The sequence below is a fragment of the Castellaniella sp. FW104-7C03 genome (genome assembly GCF_040276085.1).
GTDB lineage: Bacteria > Pseudomonadota > Gammaproteobacteria > Burkholderiales > Burkholderiaceae_B > Castellaniella.
The window spans coordinates 246858-269955 of the sequence record NZ_JBELOK010000003.1; the positions used below are offsets into that span (position 1 = coordinate 246858).

Here is a 23098-nt window from a genome sequence, read left to right on the forward strand (position 1 = left end):
TTTGCATGACCCGCGAACGACGTGCCCGCATTCTGGCCACCCTGGGCCCGGCCAGCTCCACCCCCGACCAAATCCGCGCCCTGGTGAACGCCGGCGCCAATGTGTTTCGGCTTAATTTCAGCCACGGCACCCACGAGGACCACGCCGAACGCTACCGCATCATCCGCCAGATCGAGCAGGACATCGGCCGGCCCATCGGCATCCTGATGGATCTGCAAGGCCCCAAGCTGCGCGTGGGCAAAATGGCGGGCGGCAAGGTTACCCTGCAGGCGGGCCAGCCGTTCCGGCTGGATCTGGACGCCGCCGAAGGCGATGCCCGGCGCGCCCATCTGCCCCACCCCGAAATCTTTGCCGCACTGGAAGACGGCACCGACCTGCTGCTGGACGATGGCAAGCTGCGCCTGCGGGTAGACCAGCATGGCCCCGATTTTGCCGAAACCACTGTGATGGTGGGCGGGCCGTTGTCCGATCGCAAGGGGGTCAATGTCCCCGGGGTGATCCTGCCGATTTCGCCCCTTACCGCCAAAGACCGCGATGACCTCGCATTTGGGCTGTCGCTGGGGGTGGATTGGGTGGCGCTGTCTTTTGTGCAACGCCCCGAAGACATCACCGAGGCACGCCAGCTGATTGGCGATCAGGCCTGGATCATGGCCAAGCTGGAGAAGCCCGCCGCTATCGACCACCTGGATGGCATCATCGAACAGGCCGACGGCATCATGGTGGCCCGCGGCGATCTGGGGGTCGAGCTTCCCCCCCAGCGCGTGCCGGTACTGCAACAGCGCATCGTGCGTCATGCCCGCGCCGCCGGCAAGCCGGTGGTGGTGGCCACCCAGATGCTCGAGTCCATGATCACCTCGCCCGTACCCACGCGGGCCGAGGCCTCGGATGTGGCTACGGCCGTGTACAGCGGCGCCGATGCCGTGATGCTGTCGGCAGAATCTGCCTCGGGCCAGTATCCGCTTGAAGCCGTCACCATCATGAACAACATCATCCGCGAGGTAGAGTCCGACCCATCGTGGCGCGACAACCTGGATGCCACCCACAGCCAGGCCGAATCCAATATACCCGACGCCATCTGCTGTGCCCTGCGCCGGGTAGCCGGCCTGCTGCAGCCGGCGGCCACCGTGGCCTACACGGCGTCGGGGTTTAGCGCCTTGCGGGCCAGCCGCGAGCGCCCCACCACCCCCATCCTGGCCCTGACACCCGAGCAGCGCACCGCCCGGCGTCTGGCCCTCGTCTGGGGCGTGCGGCCGGTGCATTTTCCCGAACAACTGCAAGAATCCAGCGAGATAATTGCTTGCGCCACCCAGGCAGCCTGCACCGCCGGCCTGGCACAACCTGGCGATACCCTGATTGTGATTGCCGGTTTGCCGTTTGGCCGCAGCGGCAGCACCAATTTGCTGCATATTTCGCAGGTGCCTGAAACGCAAAAGGCCTGCTGATTGCAGGCTAAAGCCCAATAACATCAGGGGCCGACAACCCCACGGTCACGTAGCGTGGCGATCCGCTCGTCATCCATGCCAAATGCGTGCAGCACTTCGTCGGTGTGCTGGCCCAACAAGGGGCTGGGACGCCGGATTTGCTGCGGTGTGGCTGAAAATTTGCTGGCAAAGCCCAGCGTTTTAACCAGCCCCACCGTAGGATGATCAAACTGCTGGACCATCCCGCGAGCGACATAATGCGGATCGGCCAGCATCTCTGAAAAGCGGTTGATGGGGCCGGCCGGCACACCAGCCGCATCGCAGCGCTGAATCCAGAAGGCAGTGTCCTCTTTGGCCAGCTCGGCTTCAATGAGCGGCTCAAGCACCTCAATGTGGGCCTTGCGATCTGAGTTGGTGAGGAATCGTGGATCCTGAATCCACTCAGGCCTGGTAACGACATCCTCGCAAAAGCGCTCCCAGGTGCGCTGGTTGGCACACCCCAGCACCAGATAGCCGTTGCGCGTGGCCAGTGACTGATACGGCGCAGACACCCGATGACGCCAGCCATCGGCGTGGGGCTCTCGCCCCTCGGCAAAATAGGCGGCTGCCTCCCAGGTAAACCAGGGGATGCCACACTCGCTGATCGCGACATCCACATGCTGGCCTTCGCCGGTTTTTTGCCGATGAATATACGCAGCCAGAATGGAATACAGGGCGGTAATGCCCGCACCGATGTCATAGACAGCCACGCCGGTTTTCAGGGGCCTGCCTCCTGGCTCGCCTGTCATCGACATCAGGCCCGTGGCACCTTGGGCGACCAAATCAAACCCACCCTTGTTGCGATAGGGGCCGCTTTGGCCATAGCCTGAAATAGAGCAATAAATAAGGCCGGGATTAATTTTGCGTAGTGTCTCGTAATCCACCGCCAAGGATTGTGTCACCCCGGGCCGGTAGTTCTCGACCACGATATCGCTTTGGCGTGCCATGTCGTAGAAAACCTCGCGCACGGCTTCGTCCTTGAGGTTGAGTGCCACGCTGCGCTTATTGCGATTGATCTGCATGAAGCAAGTGGATTCGCCCTCGACAAACGGCCCCATCTGGCGGGAGTCATCCCCCCCTTTGATTTTCTCGATCTTGATGACATCGGCGCCCATATCGGCCAGCACCATGGTGCAATAGGGCCCCGCCATAATCTGTGACATATCCAGTACCTGGACACCTTCTAGCGGCAAAGACATCGCGGTTTCCTTTCTTTATCGGCCATGCCATACCGGCCGGCGTTTCTGTAAAAATGCCTCGACGGCATCGTGAAAATCCTCGCTGCCATAGCACAGACGGATCAGGTCCTCGGCGGCCTCTGGGCTGGCCCGACGCACCATCTGGGTACGTCTGATGGCGGTTTTCATGGCCGTTAGCGTGAGTGGCGCCAGGCCCTGAATCTCGGTGATGACATCCTCTATTTTTTGCACCATCTCGGATGTCTCATATATGGCATTAACCACACCGGCAGCCAGCGCCTCCTGAGCTGTGATCATGCGTCCCAGCATCAGGAGCTCTTTGGCACGGGCGACCCCCACAAAATCCAGCAAAAGCGCCACATTGGCCATCGAAAGACAATTGCCCAATGTGCGGGCGATAGGCACACCCAGACGCAGCGCAGGATCTGCATAGCGAAAGTCGCACGCCAAGGCAATAGGCACACCACCGCCGGCACATATCCCGTGCAACACGGCGATGGTGGTGCACTTAAGGCGCTCCAGGCGCCCCACCACCCGGTCAATTCGCGTTTCGTAGGCAATGGCGTCGTCGCCACTTTTGAAATGCTGAAACTGTGCAATATCGGTACCCGCCACGAAAGCTTTGTCGCCAGCCCCACGCAACACAACGACCCGTACGCCGGGATCAGCATCAAGCTCATCACAGATAGCTTCCAGCCCCTCGTACATAGCAAACGTCATGGCATTGTGGTGATGCGGACGGTTGAAGCAAATATCTGCCCGTGTACCGGATTTTTTGAAAACAAGATCGTTAGTCATCTGAGCACCTGTGGGCCATTAGCCGCCATACACCAACCGCACCAGCGACAGCGAAATATCCGGCAAATAGGTGTTGATCATCAACACGACCAGCAGCACACCGATGAAGCCCAGATTGGCACGGGTGGTGCGCCAGACATCGGATTTTGCAATTGAGCACGCAGTGATCAGCACACTGGCAACCGGCGGGGTTTGCTGACCAATCGCCAGGTTGATGGTGACGATCAGGCCAAAGTGCACCGGATCGATTCCTACCGAGTGCACCAGCGGCATCACGATTGGAACGACCAGAATGATGGCTGCAGCCGAATGCAGGAACATCCCCAGCACCAGGAAGAACACGTTCATGATCATCAAAATGACGTATTTGTTGGAGCTGAAGCTTTCGATGCTGGCGGCAAGCTCCTGGGGCAGGCGCGCCTGGGTAAGGTACGAGCCTACCAGTGCCGAGGCGGCCACCAGCAACATCACAACGGCAGTCTGGATCCCGCTTTGCACGCAGGCGTCGTAGAGCTTTTTAAAGCTAAGCTCGCGATAAATAATGCCGGCAATGATCAGTGCCACCAGTACGGCCAACCCGGCACCCTCGGTTGCCGTCACAAACCCGCCAAAGATCCCTCCCAGGATAATCACCGGGATGGTAAGCGCCCAAAAGGCTTCTTTAAAAGCCTTGCCCAGCACCGATGCCTTGAATCGCGCCTCAACCGGAAAATTGTTTTTGCGTGCCAGGTAGTACGACATCGCAGCCAGGCCCAATGCCCCCAGAAGACCTGGCAACACCCCGGCAATGAACATCTTGACGATGGATTCTTGAGCCATCACCGCATACAAAATCATCGGAATCGACGGCGGCAAAATAATGGCCAGACTGGCCGCAGAAGACGAAATCGCTGCGGCGAATTCTTTGGAGTAGCCTTTTTTTTCCATCGCCGGGATGAGGACACTGCCCAGTGCCGCCACACCGGCCACGGCTGAGCCCGAGATCTCGGCAAAAAATGCCGAAGCGCCAATAGTGACCAACGCCAGACCGCCGCGGATGAAACCGAGCAATGCCGTGGTCAGGTCGATGAGGCGACGCGCCAGGCTTGAGCTGTTCATGATGGCGCCGGCAAAGATAAACAGCGGGATGGCCAGCAACGAAAAATTGGTGGAACCATCAAAAAGCACCAGCGGCACCTCTGGCAGCGCATTGGCACCGTAACTGAGATACGTGCCCGCGGCACCCACAATTGCCAGTGCCACTGCAATCGGGATATTGATGACAATCAGGGCCAACAGACCCAACAACATGAGGGTAATAGCCATGGATAACCTCGGCGGATAGGAGAGACCGGTAGCTAGAGATCAGTACGGGGAAAGATCAGAAAATGTCATCTTCGGCATCGCTTTCGGCCGAGGAATTACCAGCAGCCGTTGTTTTCAGAAGCTCGGGCAAACGCAGGATTTCGGCCAGAATAAACAGGGCCGCACCCACCGGCACCGCAGATTGCGTGAGCTGTTGAGAAATCGCCGGCAAGCTGACCAGATTGCTGCCCGCCAGGATCTCGACCACATACATACCCATCCAACCCAGCAGGACAAAAAATGCAATGGTGCAGATTTCCGAGAGCACGGTGACGACCAGGCGCCACTTAAGCGGGATAATTGCCAGGATGCTGGGGCTGGCAATGTGCGCACCTCGTCCGGCGGCCAATGCGCTGCCATAAAACGTCAGCCAGGCCAATCCAATACCCGCAAGCTCGTCCGTCCAGGACAAAGGCATACCCATCAAACGCGTGGTAAACCCCAAAATGACAATAAACGACAATGCCAGCACCAGAATCATCACGATCGCCGCCAGGATACGATCCAGGGCATACCGCAGAGAATCAACTGTATTCATAAGAGTCTCATTTGGAAGCAGCAGTTGGCGGGCCCGGCCACCAGGCGGCTGGGCCCGTGCCACGGTTTATTGTTTCAGCGACTCGATGACTTCAATCATCTTCTTGCCATCAGGGACTGTTTTCTCAAACTCGTCATAGATAGGCTTGGATGCCTTCTCGAAAGCAGCCTGGTCGATGGTGTTGACTTCCATGCCTTTCTCTTTGAGCTTGCCGAGCAAGTCTTCGTCCATCTTGGCACCGTACTCGAGCGCCACTGGCTGCATCTCAAGCCCGACTTCCCGGATGGTCTTGCGGACATCTTCGGGCAGACGTTTCCAGCTGGCACCTGAGACCAAAGACACCGGGGTGTATACGTGGTGCGAGAGGGTGAGATACTTTTGCACCTCGTAGAAGTGCGCCGGATAGATTTGTGCCAAGGGGTTCTCCTGGCCGTCTACAGCACCCGTTTGCAACGCTACAAAGGTTTCCGAATACGGCAGCGGTGTGGGGCTGGCACCGTAAGACTTGAACATCTTCACGCGCCACTCGCCGCTGGGGGTACGCAACTTGATCCCCTTGAGGTCTTCGGGGGTGCGGATGGGACGAACGTTGTTGGTGATGTTGCGAAAGCCGTTTTCCCACAAGGCCAGCAACACATAGCCGTTTTTCTTGGCGGCTTCGGTCATCTTGCCCACGATGTACTCGTTGTGCTGCACCTTGGCCATATGCGCATGATCCTTGATCAGGAACGGCATCTCGAACAAGGCAAATACGGGATCGACGGAGCTCATGACGGTAGACGGCAACGCCATGTCGATGGTGCCCAGCTTCAATTTGCGCAACATCTCGGTGTCGTTGCCCAACTGGCTGGAGCCATAGGTTTCTACCTTGGCCTTGTCGCCCAACTTGGCATTTACCCGCTTGGCAAACTCGTTGGCAGTGGCTTCCATCAACGAGCCTGGCTCGCCCACGTGGCCCAGACGGATGGTGGTGGTGGCCGCCTGTGCGGTGGACATCGCAGCAAACGCAAATACGCCGGCGGCGGCCATCAAACGAACTAATTTTTTGGTCTGTCTAATCATTGCTTCACCCTGAATTTGTAAGCCGCTGGCGGTGTCCGGCATGCAATGCACCCGTAAATGGCCACCGTATCGGCTGTTGGGTTGTCTCCATAAAGCCTCCTGTGCTGCTTATTGAGTGTGCGGTTCCTCCTGTAGGACAAGCCGCAACCCGATCACAGGGCTGCGACGACTGTTTGCTCATATCCTTGGCCAGTCGTGCGCTAGCGCGACCGCACCTCGGCCTTTTCGGTGAGATAGCTCATGGCTGCCCGAGTGCCACCCGGTTGATGCGGCACCCCTGCCAAAGCCAGCCCCATCTCGACGCCTGCGAGCGTCCCGCAGACCGTGAGATCGTTTAGATCGCCCAGATGACCGATCCGGAATACTTTGTCTTTTACTTTGCTGAGCCCCTGGCCAAGTGACATATTGAAGTGATCGAGCACAATCGTGCGAAACGCATCGGCGCTGTGCCCCTCGGGCATCATCACGGCGGTAAGCGAGGGGCTGTAACGATCGGGGTCGGCACAGAGGATTTCCAGGCCCCAGGCCCGAACAGCACGGCGCGTAGCCTCGGCGTGACGCTTATGGCGCTGGAATACGGTATCGAGCCCTTCGTCAAAGAGCATCTCCAGGGCCTCGTGCAGGCCATACAGCAAATTGGTGGCCGGCGTGTACGGAAAATAGCCGGTGGGGTTGATGGCAATCATGGCATGCCAATCCCAGTAAGAGCGGCGCAGATCACTTTTTTGGCTGGCGGCCAGTGCTTTTTCGCTGACGGCATTGAATGACAGCCCCGGAGGCAACATCATGCCTTTTTGAGAACCGGCGACCGTAACATCCACCCCCCACTCATCATGCCGATAATCAATCGAGCCCAGTGACGAAATGGTATCGACCATCAGCAAGGCGGGATGACTGGCACGGTTGATGGCCTTGCGAACAGCGGGGATATCGCTGGTAACCCCCGTAGCGGTTTCATTGTGCACAATGCACACGGCCTTGATCTCGTGGGCGGTGTCGGCGCGCAAGCGCGCTTCGATAACATCTGGGTCTGCCGCGCGCCGCCAGTCTCCAGGCAGAAATTCAACCCGCAAGCCCAGGCTGACCGCCATTTTTTTCCAGAGCGTGGCAAAGTGCCCGGTTTCTGCCATCAACACCAAATTGTTGGCCGACAATGCATTGACCAGTGCGGCCTCCCAGGCCCCAGTGCCCGAAGCGGGATAAATGATGACGGGGCTTTCTGTCCTGAAGAGCTTTTTCAAGCCGGACAGCACAGATTTCCCGAGTTCGCCGAACTCGGGCCCCCGGTGATCGATGGTGCCATGGTCGATGGCGCGCAGAACCCGATCGGGCACATTGGTAGGCCCGGGAATCTGCAGAAAATGACGACCAGAAGGATGTGCACTGAGCCGTAACATATCGGGATTGCCCTCTAGGTAAGATCAACGTTTCGTATGCCGAAGAGATGAAGCACCTCTTTGGCGGCCTTAAAACCAGGCTTGGCAGGATATGCCGTACCCCACGGTTGCGGATCTCGCCAGGCGGGATCCATACAAATGCTTATGGGCTCAACAGTGCGGCAATGCCCGCCTTGCCGATTTCAACGTCTTGCACCGACTTGACGCCCGAGACTCCCACTGCACCAACGACCTGCCCATCTACAAGAACAGGCACACCACCCTCCAGCATGGCATCCATGGGGACAGACAGATAGGCGGTTCGGCCTTCGTTGATGGACGTTTCGTAGGCAGAGGATTCGCGGCGCCCCATGGCCGATGCGCGGGCCTTGCCCGGTGAAATGGTGGCCGTGATGGGGGCCGCACCATCCAGGCGCAGCAAGCCCAGAAGATGGCCACCGTCGTCCACCACCGAAATGGTGACCGCCCATTGGTGCTCGCGGGCGTATCTGGCGGCACCCTGCAAAATCGTTTGGACATCTATGTCCGTGAGAACAGGCTTGGTGTTCATGGTGAGGCTCCAAAAAACAAGGCTTACGCCAGGGCGCGTTCCAGCACCCGGGCAACGTGTTCTGCCTGGCGCTGTGCACCATCAACAATCTGGTGGCGGCAGCTAGTGCCATCAGCAACAATCAGATCGTCGGGCCCGGCACTGCGCACAGCGGGTAACAAAGAAAGCTCGGCCATCTTCATGGAAATATCAAAGTGGCTGGCTTCGTAACCGAAAGCGCCCGCCATCCCGCAACAGCTGGACTCAATCAACTGCACCTGAAGCCCGGGCACCAGGCCCAGCACCTGTTGCACTGGCCTGACGGCGTCAAAGGCCTTTTGATGACAGTGTCCATGCAGCAATGCGCGCGTTTGCGGCAGCGCCTTCAGTGGCAGATTCAGGCGCCCAGCCTGGTGCTCTTTGGCAAGAAACTCTTCGAAAAGGAACGATTGTTTGGCCAGCGCCTGCGCGTCTTCTCCCAGCCCCATCACCAAGAATTCGTCACGCAGCGACAGCAGGCACGAGGGCTCGAGCCCCACCACCGGCACACCGCGCGCCACAAAAGGCTGCAAGGCAGACACCACACGGCTGGCTTCTTTTTTGGCCTCGTCGAGCAAGCCTGCCGACAGGTAGGTGCGCCCGCAACACAAGGGCCGATGACGCTCGGCGTCATGGCTGGCCGGGCGTGCCACATGCACCTTGTAGCCTGCTGCAGACAGCACCGTCAGCGCTGCGTGTGCGTTCTCGGATTCGAGGTAGTTGTTAAAGGTGTCGGCAAACAGCACCACATCTGCGTCGTCGTGATGATCGGCAGGCGCTGAAGATAGAAAGGTATCGCGCCGCCACCTGGGCAGTGTGCGCCGCGCCGAAAACCCAAGGAGTTTTTCGGACAGCCACGCGGCACCCGGCACGGTATCTCGTGCATTAAACAGCCACGGCATGCGTGCAGCCCAGCCCGCCCACTTGGGCATCGTGGCGATCAGGCGATCTTTGAGTGTCGTGCCATGTTGCTTTTGCCACTGATAGAGAAATTCTGTTTTCATCCGCGCCATATCGACGCCGGTGGGGCACTCACGTTTACAAGCCTTGCAGCCCACGCAAAGGTCCAGACTGCGTCGGACCTCTTCGGACACAAACGCATTGGGGCCCATTTGGCCCGATAAGGCCAGACGCAAGGTATTGGCACGCCCACGGGTAAGGTGCTGCTCGTCGCGGGTGACACGGTAGCTGGGGCACATGGCCCCCGCATCAAACTTGCGGCAGTGGCCATTGTTGTTGCACATCTCGATGGCTTTGCCAAAGCCCTTGGCTGGATCGCTGCCCGAGCCGGCGGGCCCAGAGGTTTGCTCGCGGGGGTTTTGAGTGACATTCCAGGCCCCCCAATCAAGACCAGGCTGAAATGGCAGTATCTGGTATGACGGCTTGAAGCGAAACAGGGAGACGTCATCCATTTTGGGTGGATGAACGATCTTGCCCGGATTCATCAGGCCGGCAGGGTCGAACAGCGCCTTGATGTCTTCGAAAGCACGAGCCAGGCGCGGACCAAACTGCCAGGAGATCCACTCGCTGCGAACCAGACCGTCGCCGTGCTCGCCGGAGTAGGCCCCTTTGTATTCGCGCACGATAGCGCTGGCCTCTTCGGCAATAGCCCGCATTTTTTCGGCACCACCCGCCCGCATATCGAGAATCGGCCGTACATGCAGCGTACCCACTGAGGCATGGGCATACCAAGTACCGCTGGTGCCATGCTTGTGAAAAATTTCGGTGAGGCGACTGGTGTAATCGGCCAGGTGCTCTAGTGGTACAGCGCAGTCTTCGATGAAGGATACCGGCTTGCCATCGCCCCGCATGCTCATCATGATGTTCAGGCCCGCTTTGCGCACACCCCACAAGGCCTGCTGCTGATGGGCCTCGGGCAGGCGTACCACACAGCCCGGATGACCAAGATCACCCATCAGATCCGCCAATTGATCAAGTTTGTGCAACTGAGTATCACGCGACGGGCCGGCAAACTCGACCAGCAGCAGGGCACTGGGCTCACCAATCAGGGCCTGACGGATAACCGGCGCAAAGGCGGGATTGCCCAGACCCAACGTGATCATGGTGTGGTCGACGAGCTCGACGGCGGTGGGCTCGAGGGTGACAATATGTTTGGCAGACTCCATCGCGGCACGCAACGACGGAAAATTAACCACCCCCAGCACCTTGTTGGCCGGCAACGGCGAGAGTTTCAGGGTGATTTGCCGGGTGATCCCCAACGTGCCCTCGCTGCCCACCAGCAAATGCGCCAGATTGACACTGTTATCCGGCGTATACGGACGAACACTCTGCGGATTAAATATATCCAGGTTGTAGCCCCCAACCCGACGCAGCACCTTGGGCACCTGGCGCGCGATTTCTTCGTGCTCGCGAGTGGCGATATCGCGCAGCGACTGCACCAGTGCACCCAGGCGAGACGTGTCATCCAGCATCTGGGCCATTGCCTGAAAACAGCCTTCGGTGCCATCCGACAACAAGGCATCGATGGCCTGCACGTTGTGCACCATATTGCCGTAGGCGATTGACCGTGAGCCGCAGGAGTTATTGCCCGCCATACCCCCCAGCGTGCATTGGGCTGCCGTGCTGACATCCACCGGAAACCACACGCCATGTGGGCGCAAGGCGGCATTCAGTTGATCCAGCACGATGCCTGGCTCGACGGTAACCGTCATGGCATCGAGGTTCAGATCAACAATCTGGTTCAGGTATTTGCTGTTGTCGAGGATCAGGGCATGACCCACGGTTTGCCCACACTGCGAGGTACCGGCCCCACGAGCAATGATGGGCGCCTTGAGTTCGCGGCAGATATCTACTGCAATACGGATGTCGTCGAAGGTTTTTGGCACCAAGACCCCGATGGGGTCTATCTGGTAGATAGAGGCATCTGTGGCATAACGCCCGCGATCACCGCTGCTGAACAGGATTTCACCCTGGACTTCGCGAGCCAGACGTTGCGACAGCGCATTGCGCTGTTGGCCGGCATGAACAATTGTGCGAGGCGCCAGAGTATCCATGGAGTACAGTACCGTGAATATTGAATTTTGAATTCAATTTAGATTAACAACACTTATTCCGAAAAGAAAGTGTCAAAGGCGCATAACCCCCCTGTTTTGCGTGGGTATTTTCCCTAGTTCTTCCCGGAAAACATACAATCGAGTACCATGACGTCGTTTGAATATATTTGTCTTTTGCATGCAAAACGCTAAAAATATCCACCAAGAGCACCCGCCGGCACAAATCTCCCGCCTGACACGCACGCAGCTGCACGATACCGTGGTGGGGCATCTGCGCAATTTCATCGTCGAAGGCGTTTTGCCGCCCGGCAGCAAACTCAACGAGCGTGAGCTCTGCGAGCGCCTGGGTATCTCTCGCACGCCATTACGAGAAGCCCTGAAAGTGCTGGCAGCCGAGGGCCTGGTTGTTATTACCCCCAATCGGGGTGCCTCTGTTTTCCAGATTTCCGAAGACGAGGTCTGCGAGCTCTTTGAGCTCATGAGCGGGCTGGAAGCGTTTTCCGGTTTACTGGCCTGCGAGCGCATCACCCCGGCCGAGCTGGCCGAGATCAAGGCATTGCACTACACGATGCTGGCGTGCCACGCCCAGGGAGACCTTCCTGGCTACTATGCAAAAAACCACGAGATTCACGACAAGATCAATCAAGTGGCCCGCAATGCGTCACTACGCCATATTTATCTCACCACAAACCAAAGGCTGCAGGCGCTGCGCTTTCGCTCGAACCTGGAACACGCCAAATGGGACAAAGCCGTGCAAGAGCACGCCGAGATGATCCAGATTCTTGAGGCTCGGGATGGCCCGCGGCTGGCGGCATTGCTGCGCCAGCACCTGCTAACCAAGCGCGAAACCGTGCTGCGTATGCTGGCTGCAGAAAACAGTAGTGCAGCAGTCAGCTAAACCGCCACAGCAGCCAAGCCCAAATCCTTAAACCTTAAAGATTTCCTCGAAATCCGGCTCAAGTGCCTGGCCGCCGTTTAGATTGAGGCTGCGCTCGATGTGGATCAGGTGCTCGCGCATCAGGCGCTCGGCGCCTGCCGCATCGCCCGCCTCGATCAGATCAACGAGGTCGGCGTGTTCGTTTTGCGGACATGCAGCGGCCGTGGGGCTGTCATACAAGGTGATGATGAGGCACGTCAGGGACGTCAGCTCGCGAATCGCGCGGGCCAGAAAGCCACCGGCCACCATATCCACCAAATGGATGTGAAAGACGCCCGACAGGCGGATGATCCTGCGCAGGTCATCCTGATCGCGGGCCTCTTTTTCTTCGGTCAGGTGTTGACGCAGCACCGCCACGTCTTCTGGTGTGGCCTGGCTGCACAGCTTGGCCACCAGGGGGGGCTCGAGCAGGCGCCGGGCTTCGAACATCTCGCAGGCTTCTTCTACAGTGGGCTGCGCCACGTAGGCACCACGGTTTGGGATCAGGGTAATGATCTGCTCGTGTGCAAGACGCGCCAACACCTGGCGGATCTTGGTGCGGCTGACGCCGGTCACTTCGGCCAGGCGCTCTTCAGCCAATTTGGCTCCCGGCAGCAAGCGGCGCTCGAGGATACCCAGCTGGATACGCTGGTAGATGTCCTCGACACTCATGACGGCTCGCGTCTGCTTGCGGCGGGGGGCGGTTTTCTTGACTGGGGTGAGCATAGTATTGAGGCTTCAGAGTAGTTGCCCACTGCACGGCCCGAGGGCTGGAGCAAATGGAAGGCCGGCCAACATCAGAAATTCGTTTTGTTGCAGTTTATTGTACACAACACAGTAACAATTTTTTGTCGATATTGTCGCGTTTAAACTGCCACAAGATATCGGACAGCCTGGCTCAGCCCACTTCCCGAAACAGGCGCCCCCAGTTTTTGATCTGTTTCGGGTCTGTCCCAGCCAGCTTCAGTGCTTTCCAGACTACCGTAGAGACGGAGTCGTACAAAGGCACGCCCAACTCGGTTTCGATTCGACCAGCCAGTTGTGCCGCCTTGACGTTGGTGCACATCACGGTCAGCGCATCCACCCCGGCAGTGGTCACTTCTCGGGCCATCTGCATGATCTGGGCCTCGGATACTTCGGAGAACTCGAAGTTGACGTGCAAATCGGCGTGCCGCTCGGCAGGGATCTCGATACCAGCCGAGTGATAGTTGGCGATGATCTTTTGCTGCACAGACTCGATGTAGGGCGAAATCAGGCCCAATTTCCTGACCCCGGTAAGCGCCAGGATTTCGTTAAGCGCAAGCACGGAGGTCGTGGTCGGTATGCCTGTGGCCCCGGTGATTTCGCGGCACAAGGCCTCATCCGAATCAAAACCCATCCAGCTGGCGGCTGTGCCGCTCCAGCCGATGACATCCACACGCGCATCCGCCAGTTGCCTGGCCGCATCCAGAATCTTTTGGGTATCAAACTGCCGCAAGGAGTTCTTATCCAGCGAAATGTCGGTGACGGTAAACCGCGCGAAGTGTGCCGAGACCCCCGGCACCTCGCTGACAATGGCGCTGGTCAGTGGCTCCAGCGCCGTATTTGAGGAGGGCGTCAGGATTCCGAGCAACACACGTTTGGCCATTTTTTACCTCTTGATCTGAATAAACAAAGTGGACGGCCCCGGCGCTACAGATGCGAAGGCAGCCAAAGCGCAATACCGGGAAAATAAATGATCAATGCCACCAATATCAGCATGATCACCACGAAGGGCAGTGAGCCGCGGATGACATCCATGATGGAACCCTTGCCGCGAATCCCCTGCACCACATAGAGGTTCATGCCCACCGGAGGAGTGATCAGCGACAGCTCCATCATCAGTACCAGGAAAATCCCGAACCAGACGGGGTCAAAACCCAGCGACACCACCAGCGGCACGATGACGGGTACTGTGGCGATCATCATTGACAGGGTCTCGAGGAAACATCCCAGAATGATGTAGAGGATGACCAGAATCCACATGGTTTCGATGGGCGTCGTACCCAGCGCAGCCACGTAGCTGGAGACGGCCTGCGGCACCCCCAGGATACCGACGACGTAATTTAGAAAGAACGCTCCAAGGATGATCAGCAGCACCATGGCGGTGGTGCGTGTCGCCGCGAGAAACGACTCGTGCAGCATGGCAAAGCTAAGCTTGCGATACCACGCCGCCACCAGCAACGACATCACCACACCGATGGCCGCGGCCTCGGTGGGTGTCGCCCAGCCCATGTAGATGCCACCCATCACAACAAAGAAAACCAGGCCGGGCGGAATCAGATCACACAGGGCCCTAAGGCGTTGCGACAAAGGCGGAACCGCTTCTTTGACCCCAGCCAAAGAAGGGCGCATGACGCAGAGCAAGACAATAGCCAGCATGAACATGGCGGCCAGCAGCAAGCCGGGCACAATACCGGCAATGAAAAGCTTGCCAATGGACGTATTGGTGATGGCGCCATAGACGATCATATTGATGCTGGGTGGAATCAAGATCCCCAGGGTGCCCCCTGCAGCAATCGTTCCCAGCACCAGTTTCTCGTCGTACTTGCGTTCTTCGAGTGCCGGCAAGGCCACCGTACCAATTGTGGCGGCGGTTGCCACCGAAGAACCGGAAATTGCCGCAAAAATGGAGCACGACACGATATTGGTGTGCAGCAGGCCCCCGGGCAGGCGCGACAACCATCCCGCCAAAGAGCGATACATGCGGTCTGTCACGCCTGCACGCACCAGGATTTCTCCGAGGAGAATGAACAGGGGAATACACGTGAGGATGAAGTCGTTGAGCGCCCCCCACATGGTGTTGCCAAAAGACATGAGGGTGGGCAGCCCCAGATAAACCAGGGCCCCCAACGCGGCCGTGAGAAAAAGGGATGCCGCGATGCTGATGCCCACCAGCATCAGTGACAGCATGATGAGGAAACCGATAAACGCCGTGCCAAAATCAATCATGAGAAGCTCCTTTGGCGACGGCGGTGCTGGATGGCCGACCATCCAGATCGTCCACGCTCAGGCGCTCTTCCTGGATTTCTTCTTCGAGGGTTTTGGGCCCATAAAACTGTAATGCCTGGTGCGAATGCCCCCGCACCATCAACCACACGGCATGCAACAAGAGCAGTACCGCAACCACGGCAAACAGAATCAGGCCCAATAACCAGATAGATTGCGGAATCCACTGCGGGGTGTGCAGGGGCGTATTGGCCGTACTGCCGTATTCGATGCTTTCGGCCAGGGTGCCCCACGCCCGCCACGCCATGAAGCAGGCGTATGCCGCCATGCCTGCCATGGCCAGAAAATTTGCCAGCAGCCGCAAACGCCTGGGCAGCCACTGGTAGAAGATGTCTATGCGCGTATGGGCGTCTTTCAACAAGGCATAGGTAAAGCCGAAAGCCGCCATGATTGCCACGATATAACCACCGATTTCGTCTGTTCCCAGAGAGGATGCATTGAACACCTTGCGAACAATGACGTCATAGGTAATCAACAGCGACAACACGATCAACGCATACCCAGCCACATACGCCGCGGCTTTTGCAACCGGCAAGCACGCATTGGCGATCAAATTTGGTCTGGCCATGAGAGAGTCTCCGATCCAATCGTATTACTTAACCCCGGAGATCCGTCCGTAACCCATCGCCTTGCCGACGGTGGACAACCAACGATCCGAGCAGCCTGGAATCACCGAATTGCAGTTCTCGGCCCACTGGGGCAACACCTGGCGATTAACCACGCCCTTGAGCTGTGCGAGCTCGGCCGGGGTGACCGGATTGAGTGTCATGTTGTACTTGGTGTGCTCTTTGCAATCGGCGCTGCCGGTATTGCAATTGGTGGCATCTTTATCGACGTCGATGGCCAGATCCCACATATCGCTTTCCATCTTCTTGAATGCCTTGGTCAGCGCCTGCTGCTGCTCGGCAGAAAACTGCTTCCAGGTATCCAGATTGATGAAGTGCCCTTGCATCGAGTTGGACACAGCCAGCGGCACCAGATACTTGGTGACTTCAGGCCATTTGCCGCCATTGCCGGCAGACGATGCGGTCACGCCGCAATCGGCTACACCGCGCTGCAGTGCCAGATAAACTTCGGCGTACTGCAAGGTAACAGGTGAGCCCCCCAGGCCTTGTACCAAGGTGGCCATGGAGGTTGTAAAGGTGCGGATTTTCTTGCCTTTGAAATCGGCGAGCTTTTCGATGGGGTCTTTGCAAAACAGGATTTGCGGGCCAAAGGGCCACAAGGCCAGCGTTTTGACATTGAAGCGCTGTTGGACTTCCTTATCAAACTCGTCGCGGATGGCTTCCATGACCTTGCGCTGATCTGCCACATTGGTGGCAACCCCTGCCAGATCGATACCTTCGAGGAAGGGGTCGTCACGTGCGGCCATGCCGATCTGCACCGAAGCGATATCAAAGGCGCCCGATTTCAGAAGGCGCATGGCATCCGCCGCCTTGACGTTGACCAGATCCATGGGGCTGTAGCTGATCTTTGAAGAAATGCCCGTGTCTTTGGCGAGATTGGTGAAAAACGGCCGTTCGACCAGATCCACCTGCTTTTTATTACCCGAAAAATTGCCCAGCACCCTGAGTGTTTCAGGCTCTGCCCAGGCGGTGGTGGAGGCCACGCACGTGAAAGCCAGTGCAGAGGCCAAAAAAAGGCTCTTCATTTTGAAAGTCATCATTGTCTCCTTGCCATATCTAATCGTATGTGTGGTGAATAACCGCCTGCAAAACCCCGGCTGACGCCTGACGGACGGATTGGCGATCCAAGCATAAACATGATGTGTACAATATGTCAAAACAAACTGCATACAAAGTGCTGTGATTTACTTTGAAAAAGCCTTCAAAAACATTTTTTGAATAGAACAGAAATTCTTTTATATTTTATATAACTGTATGAATATAAATAGAAATTTCAGTAGAAAACACTGTTTATTAAATCTTGGTAAATTCACTATATAAGTGAAAACACTAATGTTGACAATAAGCGCTTAATATTAGGCTTTATACATGCTTTAGGCCCTCAAACCACCCGCGTGGCAGCCGGCCAAACTACTCAGCAAGCAAGCTTCCTGGGCTCGGCCGGCAAGGGCAGGTTTTTACCTTGCGCAAATTTCATGCTTTGAGGGCACTGCAATGAAACTCTTTCGACACGGCGCCACCGGCCAAGAACGCCCCGGCCTCATCGATGCCCAAGGCATCTACCGCGATCTGTCTGACGTCGTGGATGACATCACCGGCGCCACCCTCACAAAACAGGTGCAGCAGCGATTGCGTACGCTGGATACGTCCCGCTTGCCTGCGCTGCCTGCGGCCATCCGCCTGGGGCCTTGCATCGCCAAGGTTCACAACTTCATTGGTCTGGGGCTTAACTTTGCAGACCACGCAGCCGAAGCCAAGTTGCCCATCCCCCAACACCCCCTGGTATTCAATAAGGCCCCTACGTGTATCGCCGGGCCCCACGACCCCCTCATCATCCCTCCCGGCAGCCACGAGCTTGACTACGAAGTGGAGATGGCCGTGGTGCTGTGCCAGGACGCCTGGCAAGTCAGCGAAGCCCACGCACTGGATTACGTAGGCGGCTATTGCTTAAGCAATGATTTCACCGACAGGTACTGGCAAAACCATTACGCAGGCCAATGGACCATCGGCAAAAGCGCCCCCGGTTTTGGCCCGCTGGGGCCCTGGCTGGTTACCGCTGACGACATCCCCAACCCTGGCGAAATCCAGCTGGCGCTCTCCGTCAACCAGCAGCGCAAGCAATACGCCAACACCTCGGGGATGATTTTCAATGTGGCGCAGGTGATTGCCTATATCTCCCGCTTTTTCCGCCTGTCTTGCGGCGACGTCATCACGCTGGGCACACCGGCTGGGGTGGGGCTTGCCACCGGCAGCTATCTGAAACCGGGCGACAAAATCACGGCCTCCGGAGGCATTCTGGGCGAACAACACATCCAGATTCTTCCCGGGTAAGGCCACACCAAAAGCCGCCTGCCGTACTTTAGAAAAAGGCGTACAAATAAGCAGTATCCGCTTCGGCATATAGGCCGCAGCCAGGGGCTCGTACAAAAATTTTTCATTGCCTGACAAACACTTGGCTTACAACCAAGATTGACGCTACTCAATTTTGCCGCTTTAACTCTTATAGAAGACTGCCTATAATTTAGGTTTGTATTCAGACTATCCAAGGACCATCATGACCGATCGCATCTCCAGCCATGGCCTCCAGGTCGCAGGGGTACTGCACCAATTTATCGAACAAGAAGCGCTGCCCGGCACAGGGGTACAGGCTGATGCCTTCTGGAAAGGTCTGGCGGCTATGGTTCAAGACCTCGCCCCCAAGAACAAGGCCTTGCTGGCCGAGCGCGACCGCCTGCAAGCCGCGCTGGACGACTGGTATGGCAAGCATCCGGGTGCTGTGGCCGACCCTGCCGCCTATCGCGCGTTTCTGCACGAAATCGGCTACCTGAAGGATGTCCCGGCCGACGTAAAAGTCACCACCGCCCACGTCGATACCGAAATCACCCGGCAAGCCGGGCCGCAGTTGGTGGTGCCCGTCATGAATGCCCGCTACGCCCTTAACGCAGCCAATGCGCGCTGGGGCAGCCTCTACGACGCCCTGTACGGCACGGATGCCATCCCTGAAACCGACGGCGCCACCCGCGCCGGCGGCTACAACCCCGTACGTGGCGCACGCGTCATCGCCTTTGCCCGCCAGTTTCTGGACGACACCATTGCCCTGAAGCAGGGCTCTCACCGTGATGCCACCGCGTATGCGGTCGCATCCGGCAATCTGAAAATCACACTGAAAGACGGCACCGTCACCACACTTGCCCAGGATGATTGCTTCCTGGGGCATCGGGGCGACGCCGCCTCACCCGAGGCGCTGGTGTTCTGCCAAAACGGCCTGCACTTCGAGATCCAGTTTGACGCTCAGTCTCCCATCGGCAAGACCGACACCGCCCACATCAAGGACGTGGTGCTCGAGGCAGCCCTCACCACCATCATGGATTGCGAAGACTCCGTGGCCGCGGTAGACGCCGAAGACAAGGTGCTGGCCTATCGCAACTGGTTGGGCCTGATGAAAGCCGACCTTACCGAAGATCTGGTCAAGGGTGGCAAAACCATTACCCGCCGCCTTAATCCCGATCGCCAGTACATCGCACGCGACGGCAGCACCGCCAGCCTGCACGGCCGTTCCCTGATGTTTGTCCGTAACGTGGGCCACCTGATGACCAACCCGGCCATCCTGGATGCCCAAGGCCAGGAAATCCCCGAAGGAATCCTGGATGCCGTGTGCACGTCGCTGGCCGCCATGCACGACCTCACCGCACGTAAAAACACCCGCACAGGCTCCATCTACATCGTCAAACCCAAAATGCACGGCCCGGATGAAGTCGCCTTTGCCAGCGAAATCTTTGCCCGCGTCGAGCAGCTGCTGGGCCTGGCACCCAACACCATCAAGATGGGGATCATGGACGAAGAGCGGCGCACCAGCGTCAACCTGAAATCCTGCATCGCCGCAGCCGCAGAACGCGTCGCCTTCATCAATACCGGCTTCCTCGATCGTACGGGTGACGAACTGCACACCTCGATGCGCGCCGGCGCAATGGTGCGCAAGGGTGACATGAAAACCCAGGCCTGGATCCAGGCTTACGAGCTCAACAACGTCCAGACCGGGCTTGAGTGCGGCTTGCGCGGCCATGCCCAGATTGGCAAGGGCATGTGGGCCATGCCCGACCTGATGGCAGCCATGCTCGAGCAAAAAATCAACCACGTCAAAGCAGGCGGCAACACGGCCTGGGTTCCGTCTCCCACGGCAGCCACCCTGCATGCCCTGCACTACCACCAAGTGGATGTGGTCGAGGTACAAAAGGGGCTGGAAGGCCACCACGAAGACTACACCGACCGCATCCTCACGGTGCCGGTGGCCAAGGATACGGGCTGGACGCCCGAACAGATCCAGGAAGAGCTCGACAACAACTGCCAGGGCATTCTGGGGTATGTGGTGCGCTGGGTGGATCAAGGCGTAGGCTGCTCCAAAGTCCCCGACATCCACGATATCGGCCTGATGGAAGACCGTGCCACCCTGCGCATTTCCAGCCAGTACATCGCCAACTGGATGCTGCACAAGATCACTGACCGCAGCCAGGTTGAAGCCACCCTGCGCCGCATGGCCGCCGTGGTCGACAAGCAAAACGCAGGAGATGCCGCCTACGAGCCCATGGACGGCCACTTTGATACTTCGTGCGCCTTCAAGGCCGCCAGCGACCTGATCTTCAAGGGGCTGGAGCAACCCAATGGCTACACCGAGCCCTTGCTGCACCACTGGCGCCAGGTAAAAAAGGCTGAGCAAGCCGTCAAGGCCTGATTGCCACCGCGAATCGTCTAGAAAGCCAGGGCCCGGTTACGCACCAGGCCCTGGCTTTTTTATTGCTGGCATCAGGCGAGACACACCTTATGGCCGGCCACCACCGCGCATACAGCACCCGCTGACGAGCGCCGCAGTGGCTTGAAGATCGATCAGCGGCGTACTTGCGCCACCAGATCGTCCAGCCACTGCAACATGGTGTCGACGTCCTGGGCCGACACATTAAGCGCCGGCATAAAGCGCAGCAAATTGCCACGCGGCGCATTCAGCAGCAGGCCCTCGGGCGTACGCTCGCGGGCAGCGGCCACCAGCGCCGGGCCATCGTCGCGATCCATGATGAGGGCGCGCAACAGGCCCAGGCCACGCTCGCCCTTCATCCCCCATTTGTCGGACAGCGCCATCAGGCCGGCCGAAAGCTGATTGGCCCGCTGGTTGACGGCGTCCATAAAGCCGGGAGCAGCCAACGTATCGAACACCGCCACACCCACCGCCGTCATCAGGGGGTTGCCGTTGTAGGTACCCCCTTGGTCACCGTGCTCAAAGCAGCTGACGGCCTCGCGGGCACACAGGGCGGCCAGCGGCACCCCGCCGCCAATGCCTTTGCCCAGCGTCATGATATCGGGCTCGATGCCGGCATGCTGATAGGCAAACATACGGCCCGTACGGCCCATCCCGGTTTGTACTTCGTCGACAATCAGCAGCAGGCCGTGCTCACGCGTGAGTGCGCGCAGCGCCTGGAGGAACGCTGGGGTAGCCGGGATCACACCGGCTTCGCCCTGCACAGGCTCGAGCATTACGGCGACAGTTTGATCATCAATCAGGGCGCGCACTGAATCCAGATCGTTGAGATCGGCCTTGGGAAAACCGTCCACCTGCGGCGCAAACTTGGTGTCCCAGCCAGCCTTGCCAGAGGCCGACATGGTTGCCAACGTACGGCCATGGAAGCTGTGATCAAAGGTGATGATCTTGTAGGCACCCTTGCGGTGCAACTGGCCCCACTTGCGCGCCAGCTTGATGGCGCCTTCGTTGGCTTCGGCACCGCTATTGGCAAAAAACACGCGATCAAAGCAGGAGGCCTCGACAATACGCTTTGCCAGATCAATGGAAGGCTGGTTGTAGAAGGCCGGCGAGGGGTTGATCAGCGCATGCGACTGCCTGGCCAGCGCGTCCACCATGGGTGCAGGGTTGTGCCCCAGACAATTAACGGCCCATCCCTGGATGAAATCGAGATATCGCTTGCCCGCGCTATCCTGCAACCAGGATCCCTGGCCGCCAACAAACACGAGATCAGGACGGGATGTGATTTCCATCAGGGCGTTAACCCCTGCACGATCAATGGTCATGGGTATGATTTCCAGTAAGACAGCGACATCAAAACCAGTATTTTAGGTCGGAACACCGCCCGGGCGGGGCGGCATGGGCGCCACACAAGCAAACAAGCAGGCACCAGTCTCATCAACACCACACGCCGGCTGCCTTGCAGCGCTTAGAATAAGCACTCGAGCCCGTCCGCCACACAAAAACACCATGTCCGCCAGCATCCACAGCCTGTACACCTACCCCGTCAAATCCTGCGCCGGGGTGCGCCACGACCGCATCACTGTCACCCATGCCGGGCTGGCGGGAGACCGCCAATGGATGTTGGTGGATAGCACCGGCACCTTCATGACACAGCGCCAGCATCCCCGCATGGTGCTGATTCAACCCCTGCCACAGGCGGACGGCTTGTGGCTCAAGGCGCCCGATATGCCCGACTGCTTTGTGGCTGCCGGCACAGCCGGCGACGCCCCGCCCGTGCCAGTAACCGTCTGGGGCACCACAACCCAAGGGACGGATCAGGGCGACGACGTTGCCCATTGGCTGAGCACGTTTTTGGACGTCTCTTGCCGCCTGCTGCAGGTGCACCCGCAAGCACACCGCCTGGCCAGCCCGGCGCACGTCCAAAGCTGGGCTGACAAACACCCCGAAGACGCTGCCGCGTTTTTACCCCTGACACACCACCAATTTGGCTTTGCCGACGGCTTTCCGTTTTTAGTGTGCAACCAGGCCTCGCTGGAAGAACTCAACCAGCAGCTGCAGGCAGACGGCCATCTACCTGCAGAGATGATCCGCTTTCGGCCCAATATCGTGCTGCAGGGGCTGGAGCCCTACGACGAAGACCACCTGGCAAGCTTACGCGTGGGTGATATCCAGTTCGCCTTCGTCAAGGCCTGCGCGCGTTGTCCCATTCCCAATGTAGATCCGCACACTGGCCAAACTGCTGCCCAGCCAGGCCAGACGCTGGCACGCCATCGTCAATTTGAACAAGGCGTGTTATTTGGCGTCAATGCCGTAGTGGCCTTGCCCGAGGACGTGCGCCAGTTGCAAACGGGCATGGCGGTTGAAGCCGAATTCGATTTCTGATCCTGTGGCGGTGTCGA

Annotated in this window: 19 protein-coding genes; 5 read left to right on the top strand and 14 right to left on the bottom strand. The window is 58.4% G+C overall.

Annotated elements, in window-relative coordinates; all coding sequences use genetic code 11:
- Positions 1–5: 5 nt before the first annotated feature.
- Positions 6–1442 carry a pyruvate kinase gene (gene pyk / locus ABS758_RS05125; protein ID WP_350381201.1) on the top strand — a complete coding sequence of 479 codons (1437 nt, stop codon included), beginning with the start codon at positions 6–8 and terminating at the stop codon, positions 1440–1442.
- Positions 1443–1465: 23 nt separating this feature from the next.
- Here the strand turns inward: pyk and ABS758_RS05130 are convergent, their stop codons facing one another.
- The 8 genes from ABS758_RS05130 to ABS758_RS05165 form a co-directional block, all read right to left on the bottom strand.
- A complete protein-coding gene (locus ABS758_RS05130) occupies positions 1466–2659 on the bottom strand; it encodes a CaiB/BaiF CoA transferase family protein (protein WP_350381202.1) in 1194 nt (397 codons plus the stop codon).
- A 15-nt stretch (positions 2660–2674) separates the two neighbouring features.
- Positions 2675–3457: an enoyl-CoA hydratase/isomerase family protein gene (locus tag ABS758_RS05135; protein ID WP_350381204.1), complete on the bottom strand. Its 783-nt coding sequence runs from the start codon at positions 3455–3457 to the stop codon at positions 2675–2677.
- A gap of 18 nt (positions 3458–3475) precedes the next feature.
- Entirely contained in the window at positions 3476–4762 is a 1287-nt protein-coding gene (locus tag ABS758_RS05140) for a TRAP transporter large permease (RefSeq protein WP_350381205.1), read from the bottom strand.
- A gap of 55 nt (positions 4763–4817) precedes the next feature.
- On the bottom strand, positions 4818–5339 hold the full coding sequence (locus ABS758_RS05145; protein ID WP_350381207.1) for a TRAP transporter small permease: 522 nt from the start codon (positions 5337–5339) through the stop codon (positions 4818–4820).
- A gap of 66 nt (positions 5340–5405) precedes the next feature.
- Positions 5406–6401 (bottom strand): TRAP transporter substrate-binding protein, encoded by a 996-nt coding sequence (locus ABS758_RS05150; RefSeq protein WP_350381208.1) that lies wholly within the window; start codon positions 6399–6401, stop codon positions 5406–5408.
- Between the two features lie 200 nt (positions 6402–6601).
- Positions 6602–7798, bottom strand: a complete 1197-nt coding sequence (locus ABS758_RS05155; protein ID WP_350381210.1) for a pyridoxal-phosphate-dependent aminotransferase family protein — start codon at positions 7796–7798, stop codon at positions 6602–6604.
- Between the two features lie 142 nt (positions 7799–7940).
- The gene (locus tag ABS758_RS05160; RefSeq protein ID WP_350381212.1) at positions 7941–8348 is read right to left on the bottom strand and encodes a heme-binding protein; all 408 of its coding nucleotides are present in this window, start codon (positions 8346–8348) and stop codon (positions 7941–7943) included.
- Between the two features lie 23 nt (positions 8349–8371).
- Positions 8372–11380: an FAD-binding and (Fe-S)-binding domain-containing protein gene (locus ABS758_RS05165; protein ID WP_350381214.1), complete on the bottom strand. Its 3009-nt coding sequence runs from the start codon at positions 11378–11380 to the stop codon at positions 8372–8374.
- A 178-nt stretch (positions 11381–11558) separates the two neighbouring features.
- On the opposite strand from ABS758_RS05165, the gene ABS758_RS05170 reads away from it, so the two are divergent.
- Positions 11559–12278, top strand: coding sequence for a GntR family transcriptional regulator (locus ABS758_RS05170; RefSeq protein WP_350381216.1), 720 nt, complete (start codon positions 11559–11561; stop codon positions 12276–12278).
- Positions 12279–12305: 27 nt separating this feature from the next.
- Here ABS758_RS05170 and ABS758_RS05175 read toward each other — a convergent pair whose 3' ends face one another.
- From ABS758_RS05175 to ABS758_RS05195, 5 genes are all read right to left on the bottom strand, one after another.
- The gene (locus tag ABS758_RS05175; protein WP_350381218.1) at positions 12306–13022 is read right to left on the bottom strand and encodes a GntR family transcriptional regulator; all 717 of its coding nucleotides are present in this window, start codon (positions 13020–13022) and stop codon (positions 12306–12308) included.
- Positions 13023–13194: 172 nt separating this feature from the next.
- Positions 13195–13923 carry a maleate cis-trans isomerase family protein gene (locus tag ABS758_RS05180; protein ID WP_350381219.1) on the bottom strand — a complete coding sequence of 243 codons (729 nt, stop codon included), beginning with the start codon at positions 13921–13923 and terminating at the stop codon, positions 13195–13197.
- A 44-nt stretch (positions 13924–13967) separates the two neighbouring features.
- Positions 13968–15266, bottom strand: a complete 1299-nt coding sequence (locus tag ABS758_RS05185; RefSeq protein WP_350381220.1) for a TRAP transporter large permease — start codon at positions 15264–15266, stop codon at positions 13968–13970.
- Positions 15259–15891 carry a TRAP transporter small permease subunit gene (locus ABS758_RS05190; RefSeq protein ID WP_350381222.1) on the bottom strand — a complete coding sequence of 211 codons (633 nt, stop codon included), beginning with the start codon at positions 15889–15891 and terminating at the stop codon, positions 15259–15261. The genes ABS758_RS05185 and ABS758_RS05190 overlap by 8 nt, the downstream gene beginning before the upstream one ends.
- A 24-nt stretch (positions 15892–15915) precedes the next feature.
- On the bottom strand, positions 15916–16989 hold the full coding sequence (locus ABS758_RS05195) for a TRAP transporter substrate-binding protein (RefSeq protein ID WP_350381224.1): 1074 nt from the start codon (positions 16987–16989) through the stop codon (positions 15916–15918).
- A gap of 454 nt (positions 16990–17443) precedes the next feature.
- Here ABS758_RS05195 and ABS758_RS05200 point away from each other — a divergent pair, with 454 nt between their 5' ends.
- Both ABS758_RS05200 and ABS758_RS05205 read left to right on the top strand, forming a co-directional pair.
- Positions 17444–18280 carry a fumarylacetoacetate hydrolase family protein gene (locus ABS758_RS05200; protein ID WP_350381226.1) on the top strand — a complete coding sequence of 279 codons (837 nt, stop codon included), beginning with the start codon at positions 17444–17446 and terminating at the stop codon, positions 18278–18280.
- A 223-nt stretch (positions 18281–18503) separates the two neighbouring features.
- Entirely contained in the window at positions 18504–20678 is a 2175-nt protein-coding gene (locus ABS758_RS05205; RefSeq protein WP_350381228.1) for a malate synthase G, read from the top strand.
- 152 nt (positions 20679–20830) lie between these two features.
- Here the strand turns inward: ABS758_RS05205 and ABS758_RS05210 are convergent, their stop codons facing one another.
- Entirely contained in the window at positions 20831–22021 is a 1191-nt protein-coding gene (locus ABS758_RS05210; RefSeq protein WP_350381229.1) for an acetylornithine transaminase, read from the bottom strand.
- A gap of 184 nt (positions 22022–22205) precedes the next feature.
- On the opposite strand from ABS758_RS05210, the gene ABS758_RS05215 reads away from it, so the two are divergent.
- On the top strand, positions 22206–23081 hold the full coding sequence (locus ABS758_RS05215; RefSeq protein WP_350381231.1) for an MOSC domain-containing protein: 876 nt from the start codon (positions 22206–22208) through the stop codon (positions 23079–23081).
- Positions 23082–23098 lie beyond the last annotated feature (17 nt).

Excerpts from the sequence above, each read along its gene's own strand:
- pyk (WP_350381201.1), top strand. The coding sequence starts at position 6 with ATGACCCGCGAACGACGTGCCCGCATTCTGGCCACCCTGGGCCCGGCC.
- ABS758_RS05130 (WP_350381202.1), bottom strand. The coding sequence starts at position 2,659 with ATGTCTTTGCCGCTAGAAGGTGTCCAGGTACTGGATATGTCACAGATT.
- ABS758_RS05135 (WP_350381204.1), bottom strand. The coding sequence starts at position 3,457 with ATGACTAACGATCTTGTTTTCAAAAAATCCGGTACACGGGCAGATATT.
- ABS758_RS05140 (WP_350381205.1), bottom strand. The coding sequence starts at position 4,762 with ATGGCTATTACCCTCATGTTGTTGGGTCTGTTGGCCCTGATTGTCATC.
- ABS758_RS05145 (WP_350381207.1), bottom strand. The coding sequence starts at position 5,339 with ATGAATACAGTTGATTCTCTGCGGTATGCCCTGGATCGTATCCTGGCG.
- ABS758_RS05150 (WP_350381208.1), bottom strand. The coding sequence starts at position 6,401 with ATGATTAGACAGACCAAAAAATTAGTTCGTTTGATGGCCGCCGCCGGC.
- ABS758_RS05155 (WP_350381210.1), bottom strand. The coding sequence starts at position 7,798 with ATGTTACGGCTCAGTGCACATCCTTCTGGTCGTCATTTTCTGCAGATT.
- ABS758_RS05160 (WP_350381212.1), bottom strand. The coding sequence starts at position 8,348 with ATGAACACCAAGCCTGTTCTCACGGACATAGATGTCCAAACGATTTTG.
- ABS758_RS05165 (WP_350381214.1), bottom strand. The coding sequence starts at position 11,380 with ATGGATACTCTGGCGCCTCGCACAATTGTTCATGCCGGCCAACAGCGC.
- ABS758_RS05170 (WP_350381216.1), top strand. The coding sequence starts at position 11,559 with ATGCAAAACGCTAAAAATATCCACCAAGAGCACCCGCCGGCACAAATC.
- ABS758_RS05175 (WP_350381218.1), bottom strand. The coding sequence starts at position 13,022 with ATGCTCACCCCAGTCAAGAAAACCGCCCCCCGCCGCAAGCAGACGCGA.
- ABS758_RS05180 (WP_350381219.1), bottom strand. The coding sequence starts at position 13,923 with ATGGCCAAACGTGTGTTGCTCGGAATCCTGACGCCCTCCTCAAATACG.
- ABS758_RS05185 (WP_350381220.1), bottom strand. The coding sequence starts at position 15,266 with ATGATTGATTTTGGCACGGCGTTTATCGGTTTCCTCATCATGCTGTCA.
- ABS758_RS05190 (WP_350381222.1), bottom strand. The coding sequence starts at position 15,891 with ATGGCCAGACCAAATTTGATCGCCAATGCGTGCTTGCCGGTTGCAAAA.
- ABS758_RS05195 (WP_350381224.1), bottom strand. The coding sequence starts at position 16,989 with ATGATGACTTTCAAAATGAAGAGCCTTTTTTTGGCCTCTGCACTGGCT.
- ABS758_RS05200 (WP_350381226.1), top strand. The coding sequence starts at position 17,444 with ATGAAACTCTTTCGACACGGCGCCACCGGCCAAGAACGCCCCGGCCTC.
- ABS758_RS05205 (WP_350381228.1), top strand. The coding sequence starts at position 18,504 with ATGACCGATCGCATCTCCAGCCATGGCCTCCAGGTCGCAGGGGTACTG.
- ABS758_RS05210 (WP_350381229.1), bottom strand. The coding sequence starts at position 22,021 with ATGACCATTGATCGTGCAGGGGTTAACGCCCTGATGGAAATCACATCC.
- ABS758_RS05215 (WP_350381231.1), top strand. The coding sequence starts at position 22,206 with ATGTCCGCCAGCATCCACAGCCTGTACACCTACCCCGTCAAATCCTGC.